This window comes from Aquibacillus saliphilus (assembly GCF_020404745.1).
GTDB lineage: Bacteria > Bacillota > Bacilli > Bacillales > Amphibacillaceae > Aquibacillus > Aquibacillus saliphilus.
Map to the genome: position 1 here is coordinate 369617 of NZ_JAIZAP010000001.1, position 18600 is coordinate 388216.

General features: G+C 35.0%; 16 protein-coding genes. All 16 read right to left on the reverse strand.

Annotated elements, in window-relative coordinates; all coding sequences use genetic code 11:
• Position 1 precedes the first annotated feature (1 nt).
• The gene (gene dpaA / locus LD272_RS01965; RefSeq protein WP_226034896.1) at positions 2-898 is read right to left on the reverse strand and encodes a dipicolinic acid synthetase subunit A; all 897 of its coding nucleotides are present in this window, start codon (positions 896-898) and stop codon (positions 2-4) included.
• A gap of 201 nt (positions 899-1099) precedes the next feature.
• Positions 1100-1330 carry a YlmC/YmxH family sporulation protein gene (locus LD272_RS01970; RefSeq protein ID WP_226034897.1) on the reverse strand — a complete coding sequence of 77 codons (231 nt, stop codon included), beginning with the start codon at positions 1328-1330 and terminating at the stop codon, positions 1100-1102.
• A gap of 99 nt (positions 1331-1429) precedes the next feature.
• A complete protein-coding gene (locus LD272_RS01975; protein ID WP_226034898.1) occupies positions 1430-2647 on the reverse strand; it encodes a M16 family metallopeptidase in 1218 nt (405 codons plus the stop codon).
• A 35-nt stretch (positions 2648-2682) separates the two neighbouring features.
• Positions 2683-3624 carry a polysaccharide deacetylase family protein gene (locus LD272_RS01980; RefSeq protein WP_369413912.1) on the reverse strand — a complete coding sequence of 314 codons (942 nt, stop codon included), beginning with the start codon at positions 3622-3624 and terminating at the stop codon, positions 2683-2685.
• 283 nt (positions 3625-3907) lie between these two features.
• Positions 3908-6025, reverse strand: a complete 2118-nt coding sequence (gene pnp, locus LD272_RS01985; RefSeq protein WP_226034900.1) for a polyribonucleotide nucleotidyltransferase — start codon at positions 6023-6025, stop codon at positions 3908-3910.
• A 219-nt stretch (positions 6026-6244) separates the two neighbouring features.
• On the reverse strand, positions 6245-6514 hold the full coding sequence (rpsO, locus tag LD272_RS01990) for a 30S ribosomal protein S15 (RefSeq protein ID WP_226034901.1): 270 nt from the start codon (positions 6512-6514) through the stop codon (positions 6245-6247).
• A 125-nt stretch (positions 6515-6639) separates the two neighbouring features.
• A complete protein-coding gene (locus LD272_RS01995) occupies positions 6640-7581 on the reverse strand; it encodes a bifunctional riboflavin kinase/FAD synthetase (RefSeq protein WP_226034902.1) in 942 nt (313 codons plus the stop codon).
• A gap of 10 nt (positions 7582-7591) precedes the next feature.
• Positions 7592-8506: a tRNA pseudouridine(55) synthase TruB gene (truB, locus tag LD272_RS02000; RefSeq protein ID WP_226034903.1), complete on the reverse strand. Its 915-nt coding sequence runs from the start codon at positions 8504-8506 to the stop codon at positions 7592-7594.
• A 101-nt stretch (positions 8507-8607) separates the two neighbouring features.
• Positions 8608-8958 (reverse strand): 30S ribosome-binding factor RbfA, encoded by a 351-nt coding sequence (gene rbfA, locus LD272_RS02005; protein WP_226034904.1) that lies wholly within the window; start codon positions 8956-8958, stop codon positions 8608-8610.
• A gap of 62 nt (positions 8959-9020) precedes the next feature.
• Entirely contained in the window at positions 9021-9299 is a 279-nt protein-coding gene (locus LD272_RS02010; protein ID WP_226034905.1) for a DUF503 domain-containing protein, read from the reverse strand.
• Positions 9296-11386, reverse strand: coding sequence for a translation initiation factor IF-2 (gene infB / locus LD272_RS02015; protein ID WP_226034906.1), 2091 nt, complete (start codon positions 11384-11386; stop codon positions 9296-9298). Before infB ends, LD272_RS02010 begins: the two co-directional genes overlap by 4 nt.
• A 5-nt stretch (positions 11387-11391) precedes the next feature.
• The gene (locus tag LD272_RS02020; RefSeq protein WP_226034907.1) at positions 11392-11706 is read right to left on the reverse strand and encodes a YlxQ family RNA-binding protein; all 315 of its coding nucleotides are present in this window, start codon (positions 11704-11706) and stop codon (positions 11392-11394) included.
• Complete coding sequence (gene rnpM / locus LD272_RS02025; protein ID WP_226034908.1) at positions 11699-11980, reverse strand: RNase P modulator RnpM; 282 nt, start codon at positions 11978-11980, stop codon at positions 11699-11701. Before rnpM ends, LD272_RS02020 begins: the two co-directional genes overlap by 8 nt.
• Positions 11981-11992: 12 nt before the next feature.
• A complete protein-coding gene (gene nusA, locus LD272_RS02030) occupies positions 11993-13099 on the reverse strand; it encodes a transcription termination factor NusA (RefSeq protein WP_226034909.1) in 1107 nt (368 codons plus the stop codon).
• Positions 13100-13113: 14 nt separating this feature from the next.
• Positions 13114-13587, reverse strand: coding sequence for a ribosome maturation factor RimP (gene rimP, locus LD272_RS02035; RefSeq protein WP_226034910.1), 474 nt, complete (start codon positions 13585-13587; stop codon positions 13114-13116).
• A 501-nt stretch (positions 13588-14088) separates the two neighbouring features.
• Complete coding sequence (locus LD272_RS02040; protein WP_226034911.1) at positions 14089-18381, reverse strand: PolC-type DNA polymerase III; 4293 nt, start codon at positions 18379-18381, stop codon at positions 14089-14091.
• Positions 18382-18600: the final 219 nt, after the last annotated feature.

Below are 18600 nucleotides of genomic sequence, written 5' to 3' on the forward strand. Positions count from 1 at the left end.
GTTATATACTCCTCCCCTGAAACTCTTCATTTAAAATCTGTTCAATTACAATTCCAAGAATTTCGCCAGCCGTTTTCGGAGCTACTATTCCTGGTAATCCTAAAGAATGCAAAGCTTTTATTCCACGCTTCTTTGCATAAGCAAAATCTACTCCACCAGGATTTGAGGCAAGATCGATAATTAACGCGTGAGATTTCATTGGTTTAATGGATTCATCTGTCACCACCAATGCCGGAACAGTATTTATTAAAATGTCACAATCAAAAGAATAGGAGGATAGTTTATCAATGTGAAAAGCTTCGAGCCCCATTTCCTTAGATCTAGCAAAATCTTCTTTCTTTTTTGATCCCACACTTACTTTTGCACCTAAAGCAGAGAACTTACTAGCTGTACTTAATCCAACCCTTCCTAATCCTAATACGACAACCTTAGCAGAATGGATTGTAAAATCTGTATTTTGAATTGCTATCATAATTGTTCCTTCAACTGTAGGAATAGAATTGTAAATAGCCACGTCGTTGCGATTCATAAGCGGAAAAAGTTTTAACCCCGCTTCATTAACACAGTTTGATAAGTAACTATTTGTAATTCCACTAAAAACTAAGCAATTTGTTGAAAGTTGTTTAAACCAGCCTTCAGTCAGTTGTATTTTTCTGTTTGAAAATACTGTTTCAATGACGCCTTCATTATTAGTGCCTGGTATAGGTAAGATAATTGCATCGAGGGTTTCTAACTTTAAATCGTCTAAATTCACTTGTTTAACCCCTGTAAATCCTTGGTTTAATTGGTCAAAGCCTACTAGCTGTATTTCTGTGATCGATGATTTCGAAAGATTTTTAATCATCTCTAAATACCTCGCATCACCGCCCAATACAGCAATATTTATAGTTTTATCCATTGTTTCACCTCGCCTGGCTTAATGACTATTCGTATTTATATTATGGGATTTTTTTTAGATAGTGAATAAATCTAAATAGATAAGCAATTTTTACATAAAAAAACTCTGCTACAAAAGTAACAGAGCTTCCATCTATGTTATTAAAAATAGTAAACGTGCTCTTTTTAAAACTAAACGTTAAGATTGCCCATGATAGCTTTTTTATGATTCAATAATAATCATATCCTCACCTATTTTCTTAATGTCTTCCCAGTTGATTCTTATGTTTTCTCCTTCTCGTTTCATTCCAAACCAACTATAATTTGGAATAATAAACGACTTAATTTGCCCGGTTTTTTCATCTAGTTCTAAATCTGTTTGACCTAAAACACCTAAACGAGAACCATTTCTCACATTTACAATTTCTTTCCCACTTAAATCTTTGTAACGCATTTTCCCCCACTCCTTTTTATACTAGAATTTAAGGAACTGCTTAGTCCATACTATACAGATATGCCAAAAAGAAAAAGCCTATGAGTAAAACTCATAGGCTTATCCATTTGAAGAAATTAGGGCACTCGAATTTGATCCATTAAATAGCTTCTGAATCACCATATTTGTTGACTCAAAATTTACTGCATCTATTTCTTGAATTATCTCATCCATTGAGCGATGCCTATTTAGCAGCAATTCATTTTTACCATTTCTACTCATTCGGCTATTTGTGCTTTCTAAACTTAACATTATATTTCCTTTTAACTGTTCCTTACTATTTTTTAATTCTTTAGCAGTCAATCCATTCTTCATTAGATCCTCAACCGTGCTTGCAATTGTTTCTTTTAGCAATGGAAGTTGTTTTTGACCCGTGCCTGCATAGATTGTTAATAAGCCATTGTCAAGAAAAGAGCTGTGGTATGAAAAAACGGAATATGCCAACCCTCTTTCCTCTCTAATTTCTTGAAACAAACGTGAGCTCATGCTACCTCCAAGAACATTGTTCATAACAATCAAACTATAGATATCATCATCCTCTATTGATAGACCGTTATACCCCATACATAAATGCGCTTGTTCGGTATCTTTTTTTCGTTCAACATGGTCAGCAATAAATACTGGCTTTTCAAAACTAGACGGTACTTTACCTGTTTTATATTTCCCGAAATACTTTTCTATTTCGTTGAAAAATGTCTCATCTATATTACCGGCAACAGAAATCACTATGTTCTCAGGTGAATAGTTAGTATCCATATAATCTCTTAAATCTTTAGGTTTAAACGATGCTAGTGTTTGTTCTGATCCTAAGATTGGAAAAGCAAGGGGATGCTGTCCATATGATGCTTGGGATAATAAATCATGAACAATATCATCAGGAGTATCTTCAGACATTTTAATCTCTTCTAATACAACATTTTTTTCTTTTTCCATTTCCTCTTGATCAAATAATGAATTAAAAAACATGTCAGCTAAAATTTCTAAAGCGTAAGCCTTATGAGTATCAAGAACTTTTGCATAAAAGCAGGTATATTCTTTTGATGTAAATGCATTGACTTGTCCGCCAATAGCGTCAAAAGCTTCTGCAATATCTCTCGCAGTACGAGTATTTGTTCCTTTGAAAAACATATGTTCTAAAAAGTGGGAAATCCCATTGTTTGCCTTACCTTCATTTCTTGACCCTGTTCGAATCCAAATTCCGAGTGTAACAGACCTTACCGCTGGAATATCTTCCATAACGACTCGTAGTCCATTTTGACATACGTATTTTTGCAACAATTTTAGTCCTCCTATTGTGTGTTTACCTCAACTTCTTATCTTTTTTCATTTAATAAATTTCCAACTGTTCCAATTCTATACTCTTTTTCAATAATATTCAAAATCAATTGATCTAAACCTTTTTTCATTACTTCTGTTGGATGCATAAGTATCATTGCCCCGGGATGAAGTTTTGAGTTAACACGATCTAACATAACTGAAGTTGTTGGTTTTTGCCAATCTACTGTATCTACTGACCACAAAATAGTTTCCATTTCTAGTGATGAAGCTAGCTGAACTACCTGTTCATTATAACTTCCGCTTGGGGGAGCAAACCATTTCGGTTTCTCTCCAGTTATCGCTGTTAAAATTTCATTTGTTTTGACAAGTTGTTCCTTATTTTGCTCATTCGTCAATCGTTTCATGTCTGGATGGTTAAATGCATGATTACCTATTGTGTGTCCTTCTTCGTTAATCATCTTCACCAATTTGGTATTGTTACTTGCCCATTTTCCTTCAATAAAAAAATTAGCTTTTACTTTATGCTTTTTAAGCGTATTTAAAATACTTGGAATGTTTTCATTACCCCAGGCAACATTTATTACTAATGTAATCATCCGTTTCTCAGGATGACCTCTATATATAGGTGAATTTGGTAAATCAGTTATTGTTACTTCAGGTTTAACTTGCTCGAAAACTAATAATGATTGGTTAAATTCACCTTTATCCTGCATTTTTTCAAAGGATTTTTCAATATTTACTTTAACTCCATTTCGACCTGGTATTTTTTTCCACACTTTATCTATCTTTGCATTTTGAGGAGGTTCTTCATATTCATTACTTTTCTCCTCGATTTCTTTCATGAGTTGAGCTTTATTTACTGACACTTGTTTGGATTGTCTAGATAGACTATCAAGCATAGATGGGCTATAAGGGTTTGGGTTTTGTTGGTATGACAAAACAACTATAAATAAAAAAACCAAAAAATGGATTACCACACGATTCAATTCAATCCCTCCTCGTTTATAATTTATGAAGAGAAAGGACAAGGTAGAACGAATCATTTGGTGAAACCAAGTTCTTCAATGAAATAGAGGTTTTCTATATCAATAGTATGTTCATTTACTCAATAAATAGTGTCCAATTAATACTTTTTCTAAACAACAACAGCGCTGGTTCTGGAAATGGCTAACTTAGTAGTTTATTATCCACAGCAGACAATTAATGATTTCCTAGACAAAAACAAAAAAAGAAACTGGCATGCCAGCTTCTTACTTTTAGTTACGTATTTTTCTTAGCTTTTTCTTTTTCATCCAATAATACTGCTTTTCTAGATAGGTTGACTCTTCCTTGGTTATCGACTTCTTTAACCTTAACCATAATTTTATCACCTATTGATACAACATCTTCAACTTTGCCGATTCTTTCCTCAGCTAATTCAGAAATGTGAACTAGACCCTCTTTGCCTTTATAAAGCTCGACAAAAGCACCAAATTTCTCAACACGTTTAACTGTACCAAGATACATTTCACCTGATTCAACTTCACGTACTAAATCTTCAATGATTTTTTTCGCTTTAAGGTTCATTTCATTATCAATAGAGGAAATAAATACACTTCCATCTTGATCGATATCAATCTTTACACCAGTTTCTTCAATGATTTTATTAATTTGTTTTCCACTCGGTCCAATAACAGAACGAATCTTATCAGGTTTAATTTTCATTGTCAAAATCTTCGGCGCATATTGCGATAATTCTTCTTTGGGTTGATTAATTGTTTCGAGCATATGACCTAGAATGTGCATGCGCCCTTTTTTAGCTTGCATCAAAGATTCTTCTAATATCGCACGGGAAAGACCTTCAATTTTGATGTCCATTTGTAATGCTGTAACACCCTTAGCAGTTCCAGCAACCTTAAAGTCCATATCACCTAAGTGGTCTTCCATTCCTTGAATATCGCTTAAAATAGAATAATCTTCTCCAGATTTGATAAGTCCCATGGCAATGCCGGCAACTGGTGCTTTAATCGGCACACCTGCATCCATCATTGCTAAAGTACTAGCACAAATACTAGCTTGCGAAGTTGAACCATTTGATTCCAACACTTCTGAAACAAGTCTAATTGTATAAGGGAAATCATTCTCAGACGGTATCACTTTTTCTAGAGCGCGCTCACCTAAAGCACCATGACCAATTTCACGACGACCAGGTCCTCTAATTGGTCCTGTCTCACCTACACTAAATAAAGGGAAATTATAATGGTGCATAAAGCGTTTAGATTCTTCCAAATCTAAACCATCTAAAATTTGGACATCTCCCAGTGCACCTAGTGTACATATACTTAATGCTTGGGTTTGTCCACGAGTAAATAATCCAGAACCATGTGTTCTAGGAAGAACCCCAATACGAGAAGACAATGAACGTATTTCGTCAATTTTACGACCATCTGGTCTGATTTTTTCCTTAGTGATTAAACGACGCACTTCTTCTTTAACCATTTTGTCAAGGATGCCTTTTACATGTTTCATTGTTTCATCATCGGCTTCTTTTTCTTCGTACTCAGCAATTAGTTCTTTTTTAACTTGTTCGATTGCATCTTCTCGTGCATGCTTCTCTTGAATTTGAATTGCTGTTACTAAAGTAGTTTTAACTTTATCTTCCACTTCAGTCGTTAATTCTTTATCTAATTCGAACAAAGTAATTTCCATTTTTTCTTTTGCCACTTCTGCAATAATCTTTTCCTGAAAAGCAACCAAGCGCTTAATTTCTTCATGACCAAACATAATCGCTTCAAGCATAATTTCTTCAGGTACTTCCTCAGCACCAGCTTCTACCATGTTTATTGCATCTTTTGTACCAGCAACAATAAGATCAATGTCACTTTTGGCACGTTGCTCTATAGTCGGATTAATAACAAACTCACCGTCAACTCGACCAACTATCGCACCAGCGATTGGTCCGCCAAATGGGATGTCTGAAATAGAGAGTGAAATAGAAGATCCAATCATTGCTGCTATATCTGATGGACAATCTTGATCCAAACTCATTACAATACTTATTACTTGAACATCGTTACGATAACCATCTGGGAACAATGGACGAATAGGTCGGTCAATTAGGCGTGATGTAAGAACTGCTTTTTCACTTGGTCGACCTTCTCTTTTAATAAATCCTCCAGGGATTTTACCAACCGCATAAAGTCGTTCCTCATAATTAACTGTTAACGGAAAGAATGGTAAATCCTTTGGTTGTTTAGAACCAGTTGCTGTCGATAATACAGAAGTATCTCCATATTTCACCATACAAGCACCGTTGGCCTGTTTTGCTAATTCTCCTACTTCAACTGAAAATGGTTGTCCAGCTATTTCGGTGGAGAATACTTTTTTGTCTTCTGCCATATTTTGTTCGTACTCCTCTCAAAAAATAATATATCGGTACTCTTATTTTAGTGGTTGGTTTCAAAAACAGGTGTTTATAATTATGTATAAAAAATATCTTGTGGATACTATTATAGTAACTCATTAACCGTTTTTTAAACGTACCTAGTAAAATTAACCTATGTAAGTGTTTTTTTACGTACAGAAAAAGCGGGAATTATCCCGCTTTTAAAAGTACACTTAACGACGTAATCCAAGTTTTTGGATTAGATCACGATAACGTGCTACGTCTTTGTTACGTAGATAATTCAATAAATTACGACGTTTACCTACCATTTTTAATAGACCACGGCGTGAATGGTGATCTTTCTTATGAACACGTAAGTGCTCATTTAAAGTAGTGATTTCCTCAGTTAGAACAGCGATTTGAACCTCTGGTGATCCAGTATCGGTGTCATGAGTTTTATGCTCACTAATAATTTCATTTTTACGTTCTTGTGTAATTGCCATCTTGTTATCCTCCTAAAATTTTATATATCCCCAATTCCCTAGCAACCGTCGGAGTTTCGCGTTGCCAAGCAATGGTTTACGTCTTTTAGATTACATCTTTTTAATTAAAAATGCAAGTATTTGTACTAAATCGTTTCAAGATAAGCACGAATATTCTGCTCATCTTTTTGAATTTGGCCTACCAGCTCTTCAATTCCATTAAATTTTTGTTCACCACGAATGTATAGCTTCCACTCTACTAATAATTCTTCCCCATATAAATTATTATTATAATCAAAAATATGAACTTCAATTGAGGGTTTTGTCGCTTTTTCATTAAAAGTAGGTTTATAACCAACATTTGCCATACCTAATAGTTGTTCTTCTTTATGTTTTATTGTTACAGCATATACTCCAACCTTTGGTAGCAAAAAGTCCTCAGTTAGTTTCAAATTAGCGGTTGGATAGCCGATAGATCTTCCTCGTTTGTCTCCATCAATTACTACTCCACGAATAAATGGTGATTTCACTAATAACTGATTTGCTTCATCAACTTTACCTTCATTTAAGTATTTTCGAATTAATGTTGAACTTATTTTTCCATTATCATCCTTAACTTTATCAATCGAAGTAACATTAAATTCACCTTTTGAATGTATCAAGATGGTATCCATTGATCCGTTTCCTTTGTGTCCATAACTAAAATCAAAACCTGCTATGACATGCTTTACATTCAACCCAATGATAAAGTGATCTATAAAATCTTCCGGAGATACCTTAGATAACTCTTGATTAAATGTAACAACATATAGTATATCCACTCCCATATCACGCAACAGTCGTTCTTTTTCTTTCAATGGAGTTATATAATTAACATGCTTTGGTTCTCTATCCAAAACCACTGATGGATGAGGATAAAATGTGATTACCGCACTCTTTCTTCCTTGTTCTTTCGATTTGTTAATAGCTGTATCTATTAATTTTTGATGACCTTTATGTATGCCATCAAAAAATCCAATAGCAGCGACTGTTTCATCAAGTTCTATTTTTTTAAATTGATGTGGATAAGTTAGTTCGACTACTTTCAAATTCCTTCACCTACTTCAAAATTGTTTCTATCACTCTAACAGGTTTTATAAGATCATGTTTACTTGGATGCAGCTGATATATGGCTAGAAGCTTATCATCTAATTGTACACGAAAAGGATTGGTTTTAGGTAACTTATCAGGGATAGGTAATTTCTGTCCGTTACGTATTTTGGTAACAAAATCAGAAGTGACATAATAGGTGTCCAAATGTTTGACACCTTGTTGAATTGGTGATAGTAACTCTATGCCTTTCCCATTAGAAATTGCTTGTTCAATTTGCTCAAAAGAGTAACTATTTTCAGTACTAAAACTTCCTGTTTTTGTTCGAATTAATTCTGACATATGGGCTGGATACCCCAAAGCATGCCCGATATCAACACACAATGTTCTTATGTAGGTTCCCTTTGAACATTCTACTCGAAAGGAGAATTGTTGCATTTTCTCATCCGTCTTTTTCACTTCTGTCAATAGTTCAATGTCATGAATAGTAATCAAGCGATCAGGACGCTCTATTATTTTACCTTCTCTGGCATATTCATACAACTTTTTCCCATTCACCTTCACTGCAGAATACATAGGAGGTACCTGTTTTATCTCTCCGACAAATTGATTAAGAACTGATAAAACCTTATCTATATTTAAAACTTCTTGAACATCTTTTCTTTCAATTACTTTTCCATGGCTATCTTCAGTCTCAGTAGCAATACCTAAAGTTACTTCTGCAATATAAGTCTTTCTAGTATCAGTTAGGTACGGTACAATTTTGGTTGCTTGTCCGATACATATAGGAAGAACACCTTCTACTTCTGGATCGAGTGTTCCTGTATGCCCAACTTTTTTAGTTTTAAATAATTTTCTGATTTTCACAACACAATCATGAGAAGTTAACCCTTTAGGCTTCCATAATGGGAGAATACCATCCATTTTCAAACCTCCAATACCTGTAGAATAATATGCCCTTAAAATATAACACAAAAGTAAAACCCTTGTTAATAAGTACAAGGGTTTTACCAAAGGGACTTTACTTAATCTGTTGAATCGTTTAAGTCTTTTAAAATATGCTCAATTCTGTTACCTTTTTCAATTGCTTCATCAAATTCAAAGAAAAGCTCAGGAGTTTTTCTTAATCGAATTCTTTTACCAATTTCAGAACGGATAAAACCTTTAGCTTTAGCAAGACCAATAAGGGTATCCTGCTTTTGTTTATTTTCTCCAAGAACTGAGATAAAAACTTTAGCTTGTTGAAGATCACCTGTTACCTCAACATCAGTAACAGTAACAAATCCTACCCGAGGATCTTTAATCTTTCTCCCTAAAATATCTCCTAATTCTTTTTTCATTTGTTCACCCACACGATTAGCGCGTATTTCACTCATAAATGACCACCTCTTCTGCTCTTGAGGGAATATAATAGTTAAATCTTGAGTTTTAATGACTATCAAAGCCAATCAAAATTAGTAATTGTTCGTTCAATCTCTGGAAAAGAATCAATCATAGCTACCGCTTGATTGATAACTCTTTCTGCTTGAACTTTATCACTAGAAATAGTAACCAGACCAAATTTCGTACGTTGCCAAAGGTCTTGATACTCCATTTCGCTGATAGCTATATTATAATCATTTTGTATTCTAGTTATTACTTTTTTGATTACAGATCTTTTTTGCTTCAATGATTGTGCTTCATAAATAAAACACTCTATTTCAGCAAGTAAGATCATGTACGTTTAATTTCTTCCATAACGTAAGCTTCGAATATGTCGCCTTCTTTAATATCATTAAAGTTTTCAACCGTAATACCACATTCGTAATTCTTAGCTACTTCTTTCACATCATCTTTAAAACGTTTTAAAGTATCAATTTCACCTTCATAAATGACGATACCATCTCTTATTACACGCACGCTAGCAGCACGAGTGATTTTACCTTCAGTTACATAGCTACCAGCAATAGTACCAATTCTAGATACCTTAAATATTTCACGAACTTCTGCTTGACCGATTACTTTTTCTTCAAATTCAGGATCAAGCATTCCTTTCATTGCTAGTTCGATTTCTTCGATTACCTTATAAATAATTCTGTGTGATCTCACATCAACGTTTTCTGATTCTGCTGTTTTCTTAGCATTTACGTCAGGTCTAACATTAAACCCTATTACGATAGCATTAGAAGCTGATGCTAAAATAATATCTGATTCACTAATTGCACCTACGCCTTTATGAATGATACGTACTTTAATGCCTTCAACTTCAATCTTTTCAAGAGAAGATGCTAGTGCCTCTGCAGAACCTTGAACATCTGCTTTTAGAACTAAATTAATATCTTTAATCTCACCTTGTTTAATTTGCTCGAATAGGTCGTCTAAACTAACTCTCACTCTGTCGCCACGATTGGCTTCGATTTGTTTTTGTTGACGTGCTTCACCAACTTGACGAGCCTTTTTCTCATCGTCAAACACAGTGAACTGGTCGCCTGCTTGTGGAACTTCATTAAGACCAGTAATTTCTACTGGGGTTGAAGGACCAGCTACTTTAACTCGACGGCCAAGGTCATTAACCATTGCACGAACACGGCCAAAGGTATTTCCAACTACTAGAGGATCTCCAACTTTAAGCGTACCATTTTGGACTAGTAAGGTTGCAACTGAACCACGACCTTTATCTAATTCTGCTTCGATTACTGTTCCGCTTGCATTTCTGTTTGGATTTGCTTTTAATTCTTCTACTTCAGTGACAAGTAAAATCATTTCAATTAAACTGTCGATGCCTTCTCTTTTTATCGCTGACAATTGAACAAAGATTGTGTCTCCGCCCCAGTCTTCAGACACTAACCCATAATCGGTTAATTCTTGCATAACTCGGTCAGGATTTGCTCCTTCTTTATCCATTTTATTTACAGCTATAATAATTGGAACTTCGGCTGCTTTTGCGTGATTTATCGCTTCTACTGTTTGCGGCATAACGCCATCATCTGCTGCTACGACAAGGATAGCTATATCGGTAACCTGCGCGCCGCGAGAACGCATGCTAGTAAAAGCAGCGTGACCTGGGGTATCAAGAAACGTTATTTTTTTCCCATTTTCTTCAATTTGGTATGCACCAATATGTTGGGTAATTCCACCCGCTTCTCCTTCAGTTACCTTCGTATGACGGATCGAATCAAGTAAAGTTGTTTTACCATGGTCAACGTGCCCCATAATAGTTACCACTGCTGGACGCTCAACAAGATCTTTCTCCTTGTCTTCAGCGATATAATTTTCTAAGGCGTTCTCATCAACTTCAACTTCTTGTTCAACTTCAATTTCATATTCTTCACAAATAAGCTCAATCGATTCATGATCAATATTTTGATTTTTTGTTGCCATAACTCCCAAAGCCATTAATTTCTTGATAATTTCACTAGCGTCTTTATTTAATTTCTCTGCTAATTCACCTACAGTTAAAGTGCCTGTGTAAGTGATTTTAGATGGTGTTTCAATTATCGTTTGTGGCTTTTCGTTAGGTTGCTGCTGATTATTTTTCATATTATTTTTATTTCCCTTACCTTTTAGTTTGTTTGAACTATTCTCATTCTTACTTTTACCCTTAGGTTGGGAATTTTTCTTAACATCATTCGTTTTCTTTTGATTCGTATTATTTGGTTTGGAATTACTTCCACCAATGCTGCTATCTAATTTTTTCTTTGTATCGTCAGAAATCGTAGACATATGATTCGAAACTTCAATATTTAACTCTTTCAATTTGTCTATTACAGATTTACTAGACAAGTTCTTTTCTTTTGCATATTCATAAACGCGCGTTTTACTCAATACGTTCACCCCCGAGTAGATTTATCGAGTAACGATGTAATCTTAACAGCAAAACCAGAATCTATTATAGCAATTGCTACTCTTCCAGACTTTCCGATAGCATGTGAGATCGTATCACGATCATCTACTACTATTAACGGAATTTGATAATAACTACACTTGTCAGTTATTTTCTTTCTGGAATTTTCACCTGCATCACTTGCTAACAAAACTAGTTTAGCCTTTTGTCTCTGAATATCGCGAATAATGGACTCCTCACCCAATGTGCATTTTTTCGCACGATACGCTAGTCCTAACAAATTCAGATAATCTTTACTCAATTTTATTACCTTCTATAACATTATTTAACTGCTCATAAATCGATTCATCGATCGATGTCTTCAAATGACGTTCTAAAATCTTGCTTCTTTTTGCTGAATCCACTACGTCCAGGCTTTTTGAGATATAAGCACCTCGACCGTTCTTCTTCCCCGTTGGATCAACAGAAACGTCACCTTCTTTATTTTTTACAATTCTAATTAATTCTTTTTTATCTTTCATTTCTTGTGTGACGACACATTTTCTAAGAGGAACCTTTTTATTGGTACGTGGCACCCTGACAACCTCCTATTCAAATAGATCTTCATCTATATCAGAATAAGAATCTTCTTCTTGGGTAAATTCAGATAAAAGACCTTGTTCTTTAGCTTCAGATTCACTTTTTATATCTATTTTCCAACCAGTTAGTTTGGCAGCTAATCGGGCATTTTGACCCCGTTTACCTATTGCTAAGGATAACTGATAATCTGGAACTATTACAGTAGTTGCTTTATCTTCTTCATTAACGATTACTTCTACGACCTTTGATGGACTTAGAGCATTAGAAACATAAACAACTGGATCTTCAGACCAAGCAACAATATCTATCTTTTCACCCTTCAATTCATTAACGATAGTCTGCACTCGTTGTCCTCTTTGACCCACACAAGAACCAACTGGATCTACTTCAGGATTCGCAGCATAGACAGATATTTTTGATCTGTCTCCAGCTTCTCTAGCAACAGATCTAATTTCAACTGTCCCATCATAGATTTCTGGTACTTCCATTTCAAATAGACGTTTTAGTAAACCTGGATGTGTTCTTGAAACATAAATATGTGGACCTTTATTCGTATTTTCAACTTTAGTCACAAAAACTTTTAGGCGATCATGAACATTATATTGTTCAGTTGGCATTTGTTCACCTTCAGGTAATCGCGCTTCAATTTTACCAAGATTCACATAAATAAAACGAGGATCTTTTCGTTGAATTATCCCTGTCATTACATCCTCTTCTCTATCTATGTATTCATTAAAAATCACACCTCGTTCAGCTTCTCGTACTCGTTGGGTAACGACTTGTTTAGCTGCCTGTGCTGCAATTCTTCCAAAGTCTTTTGGTGTGACTTCAATTTCGATAACATCTCCAAGTTCATAATTGGGATCTAATTGCTTTGCTTCTTCAAAAGCTATCTGTTGTTGTGTATCTTCTACCTCTTCAACAATATCTTTTCTAGCAAATACATGCATACTACCTGTGTCTTCATTTAAATCAACACGGACATTTGTTGCAGATTTAAAATTTTTCTTATAAGCGGAGATAAGTGCAGCCTCAAGGGCTTCCATAAGAATATCTTTATCAATTCCTTTTTCTTTCTCCAGATACTGAATCGCATCAAAAAGCTCACTGCTCAACGTCTATTCCCCCTTCAATTAAAAGTTACCGCTAATCGTGCCTTTGCAATTTTACGTAACGGTATTTCCATCTCTTTTTTGCGTGTTTTTATTTTGATTTCTAAAGTAACAGTTTCATTTTCAAATGATTTTAAAATACCTTCATATTCTTTTTCACCATCGAGAGGCTCATAAAGTTTAATATAAATAGTATTATTAATATTTTTTTCAAAGTCTTCTTTTCTTTTTAACGGTCGTTCTGCCCCCGGTGAGGAAACTTCTAAAAAGTAAGGATAGGTTACTGGGTCTTCTTCATCTAGTTTTTCACTAAGTTTTTCTGACACCAGACCACACTCTTCGATATCTACGCCGCCATCTTTATCAACATAAACTCGTAAAAACCAATTTTGACCTTCTTTTTCAAACTCAACGTCAACTAGGGTTAAATTAAGTTCTTTAAGTATTGGTTGTACTAATTCTCCTGTCGTTTCTGTAACATTATTGCTCAATGTTTTCCCTCCTTCAATACACGTAAGAATAAATGTTCTGATAAAGTATTTTTGTTAGTATACTCAAGTTTAGTTCTTTCATTTAGTTATTTGTATAATAATGAATCGGTAATTTTTACTTAATTTCATTAATTGACGCCGTATTTAACAATAACAAAGAGTAAATACAAAACCCTTGCCATTACTTATCGGCAAGGGGAACTTATCAGTTTCCATCCTATTCTAGGGACCTACCTTTACATCCTCCTGCGACAGCGACAGACAAAATGCAAAAAAAGTATGAAGAAAGAGTGGGTTTCCCCACTCTTTCGTTCCTACGTATCAATGCTTACCACAAAAAATATACCACATCTTACAATTTAATGCAAGAAAATCACTGATTACACCTTAGGCTACTACAATTCTTTCATTCTAAACTCTTTATTTGAATACAATATTTGATCCGTTTGGATTTTCCCATTCTTATTTTAAAAAGGAAAAATCACATATATTCAAATTCTTCTAAAATAATGATAACTGATTAGCATCGGCCATACCATCTAGGCAACCGTGATTATCTAAATACTCTAATACAGTTTTAGAAATTCTACTGCGTTCTCGCAAATCTTCTTTCGAAAGAAACTCTCCATCTTCTCTTACTTTGACTATATTTAAAGCAGCGTTCGTACCTAATCCATCAACTGCATTAAATGGCGGAATTAATGTGTTGCCATCAACGATGAAATCAGTAGCATTTGAGGTATATAAATTCACCTTTTGGAATGAAAAACCTCTTTCATTCATTTCTAAGGCTATTTCTAACACAGTCAAAAGGTTCTTTTCTTTAGGTGTTGCGTCATTACCTTTTGCAATAATTTCTTCCACTCTTTTTCTAATCGCTGCACTACCTTTGACCATTACATCCAGATCGAAATCACCTGCACGTACAGAGAAATAGGCAGCATAAAAGAAAATAGGATAATGAACTTTAAAATAGGCAATTCTAACGGCCATTAATACATAAGCGGCAGCGTGGGCTTTAGGGAACATGTACTTAATTTTCTTACATGAATCAATATACCAATCTGGTACATTATTCTTCTTCATTTCCTCTATCCATTCGTCTTGCAACCCTTTACCTTTACGAACAAACTCCATAATCTTAAATGCAAGTGATGCATCTAAACCTTTATGCATTAAGTAAACCATAATATCATCACGACAGCCAATTACATCAGGAAGCGTACAAATTCCTTTGTTTATTAATTCTTGCGCATTACCCAACCATACGTCAGTACCATGGGACAGACCAGAAATCATGACCAGCTCAGCAAAGGTTTTCGGATTTGTATCCTCTAGCATTTGACGAACAAATCTAGTTCCAAATTCTGGAACGCCTAATGTTCCAGTTTTACACATAATTTGATCTGAGGTAACACCAAGCACATCAGGTCCAGAAAATATTTTCATTACTTCTTTATCATCAGTCGGTATTGTAATTGGATCAATTCCGCTTAAATCTTGCAGCATCCGAATTACGGTAGGATCATCATGTCCAAGGATATCCAATTTCAATAAATTATCATGAATGGAGTGAAAATCAAAATGTGTCGTCTTCCATTCTGAGTTTTTATCGTCGGCTGGGAACTGAATTGGCGTGAAATCATAAATTTCTTTATCATCAGGTACAACGATAATTCCTCCTGGGTGTTGTCCTGAGGTTCGTTTTACACCAGTACATCCCTGTACAAGACGGTCTACTTCAACGTTTTTAATCTGTAGCTGTTGATCCCCTGCATACCCCTTTACATAACCATAGGCAGTTTTTTCTGCAACAGTTCCAATTGTACCAGCCCTAAACACCTTGTCCTCTCCAAATAATACTTTCGTATAATTATGTGCACGAGGTTGGTAAGCACCAGAGAAGTTTAAGTCAATATCAGGAACCTTATCTCCTTTAAATCCTAGGAATGTCTCAAATGGAATATCCTGCCCATCTTTTTTTAAGTTTTCACCACAATTAGGGCACTGCTTCTCAGGTAAATCGAATCCACTACCAACGGAACCATCATTAAAGAATTCATTGTACTGGCAACCTGTACACACATAATGTGGTGGAAGTGGATTTACCTCTGTGATTTCAGTTAACGTAGCAATAAGAGAAGAACCTACAGAACCACGCGATCCAACTAAATAGCCATCTTCTAGCGACTTTTTAACTAATTTATGGGATATTAAATAAATAACAGCGAAGCCATGGCCAATTATACTTTTCAATTCTTTTTCAATTCTTTTCTCAACTAATTCTGGCAATGATTCTCCGTAAATTGATTTCGCCCTATTATAGCTCATTTCCCTAATTTCATCTTCTGCACCATCAATATTGGGTGTATATAAATCCTCTTTAATTGGCTTGATGGATTCAATTGAGTCAGATATATATTGAGTATTGGTGACTACTACTTCCTTGGCTAAATCTACCCCTAGGAAACTAAAACACTCTAGCATTTCATCTGTTGTTCTAAAATGCACATCCGGAAGTGTTTGTCTGTTAAGCGGGTTTCCCTTTTGAGACGAAATTAAAATTTGACGATATAACTTATCACGTTGCTCAATATAATGAGTATTTCCTGTAGCGACACACTTCTTATTCAGTCTTTCTGCCATTTCAACAAGATTTCTTAAAATATCAAAAATCTGAGCTTCGTTTTGTACCAACTCTCTTTCGAGTAAATGGTTATAATTTGAGGGTGGTTGTATTTCAATATAATCATAAAATTCAGCGGCTTTTTCAGCTTCATCTTTCGACTTTTGCATCATCGTTTCAAAAACTTCCCCTTTATCACAACCAGAACCAACTAAAATACCTTCTCGATACTTTTGTAGTTGTGACCTTGGAATTCGAGGGACTCGGTAAAAATAATCAATATGCGCCATTGATACAAGTCGGTAAATATTTTTTAATCCTATTTCATTTTGAGCTAATAATGTGACGTGAAATGGACGTGAACGCTGGTATGCATTCCCTTCACCCATATGTTGATTAAATTGATTGTGATTTGTGATCCCTTTTTCGTTTACTTTTTTTATAAGCTTCCACAACAGATAGCCTGTTGCTTCTGCATCATAAATTGCTCTATGGTGTTGTGTTAATTCAATATCTAGTAGCTTACACAATGTATTAAGACGGTGATTTTTATTGTCTGGGAATAAAAATCTTGCAAGTTCTAATGTGTCTATAACAGGATTACTAGCTTTATCGTAATCAACTTTTCTCAGACCTTCATTTAAAAAACCCATATCAAAACTAGCATTGTGGGCAACTAAAATATCATCACCCATCCACTGGTGAAAATCTTTTATAACATCACCAATTTCCGGTGCATCGTTAACCATGTCATCAGTAATGCCTGTTAAATCAGTTGTCGTTTGAGATAACGGGTGATGCGGATTAGCAAACGATTCAAATCGGTCAATAATTTGACCGTCTTTTATTTTCACAGCTGCTAATTCTATAATTGTGTCATAAACAGCTGATAGTCCTGTGGTCTCAACGTCAAAAACCGCATATGTCGCCTCACTCAAATCAACATCATGTTCATTGTAAGCAATCGGGACGCCATCATCTACGACGTTCGCTTCTAAACCATAAATAGCTTTTATACCATGCTTCGTGCTAGCGGCATATGCTTCAGGATATGACTGGGCAACAGCATGATCTGTAATAGCAATTGCTTTGTGCCCCCATTTTGCAGCCTGTTCAACTAATTTAGAAGCCGAAACAACAGCATCCATTTGGCTCATTGTTGTATGTGCATGTAATTCTACACGTTTTTCGTTTTCAGGTTCCTTATCGATTCTTTCTTCTGATACAATTTGATTAATATCATTCGCCATCATAGTCAGTTCGTTTGTAAAAGTATCTGTTTGGACTGTTCCACGGGCTTTAATCCAAATTCCTTTTTGAATTTGCTGAAATTTTTCTGCATCTTCATCGCCTTTAGAGAACTTTTTAATTTGGAATGAATCTGTATAATCAGTTGCTTTAATAATTAACAAGTGACGACCCGATCGTAATTCTCTGACATCAACATCAAAAATATAGCCCTGTACCACTTTACTTCTTTCTTCCTCTAGAATCGTTTCCATAGGATCGGCTTCTTCCTTAATCTTGTATCCGATCATTACAGGACCTTGAGGGATATTATCGGTTTTTTGTTTTGCTCTTTCTTCTTGATCACGGACAGCTTTTTGGACGAGCTTTTGATCCTCTAATGCTTTTTGCGCTCTGAATTTTTCGATGTCGCCTAATTCTGTTTTAACATCAATATCGAGCGTGTAGTTAAGCGAACCAATTCGATAACAATAACTTTTGAACTCTGGTTCAAGGCGTTTTCTTAACGCACTTGCTTCGGCATCATTCCTGGAAGTTAACATAATCTTATTCCCATTAATTCTAGGCTTTTGTTCGTACACTAGATCACGATATGCAGGTGATAAATCTTTTAGTGACGAGACGAAATCTTGCCAGTAATCACAAACATCTTGTTCAACTAGAGACTTTTTATTTGTATAAAGAGTCCATTCGATTTGGGCTAACCGGGAAAAAGTTTCCTGTAATTTCAATGTGAATAATTTATAAACTGAAGGTGGTAATACACTTGATAGGTTTATATGAAAGTGCCACGCTTTATTCTTCGTATATACTTCTAATTTTGACAAAGAACTTCCGCCAAAGTGTTCATCTATTAAATCTTGTGGCATTTCTAATTGTTGTAGTAAAAGACTCATTTTATCATTGCTGGATATGTCCATTATTGTTCCTCCCCTATCCAGTAGTGACGTTTTTTTCATTTCTTTAGGTTTTTTATCCTACCTGAAGGACCTGAAAATCGTACATCTAATATGGATGATTCACTTAATTATTCTACTACTAATTAAAACCCTTGTCATCAGAGAATTCGACAAGGGTTTTTTTAACTAGTTAGGAAATTATACCATGGACTACTGTGGATGATTAATTCCAAAGCTTTG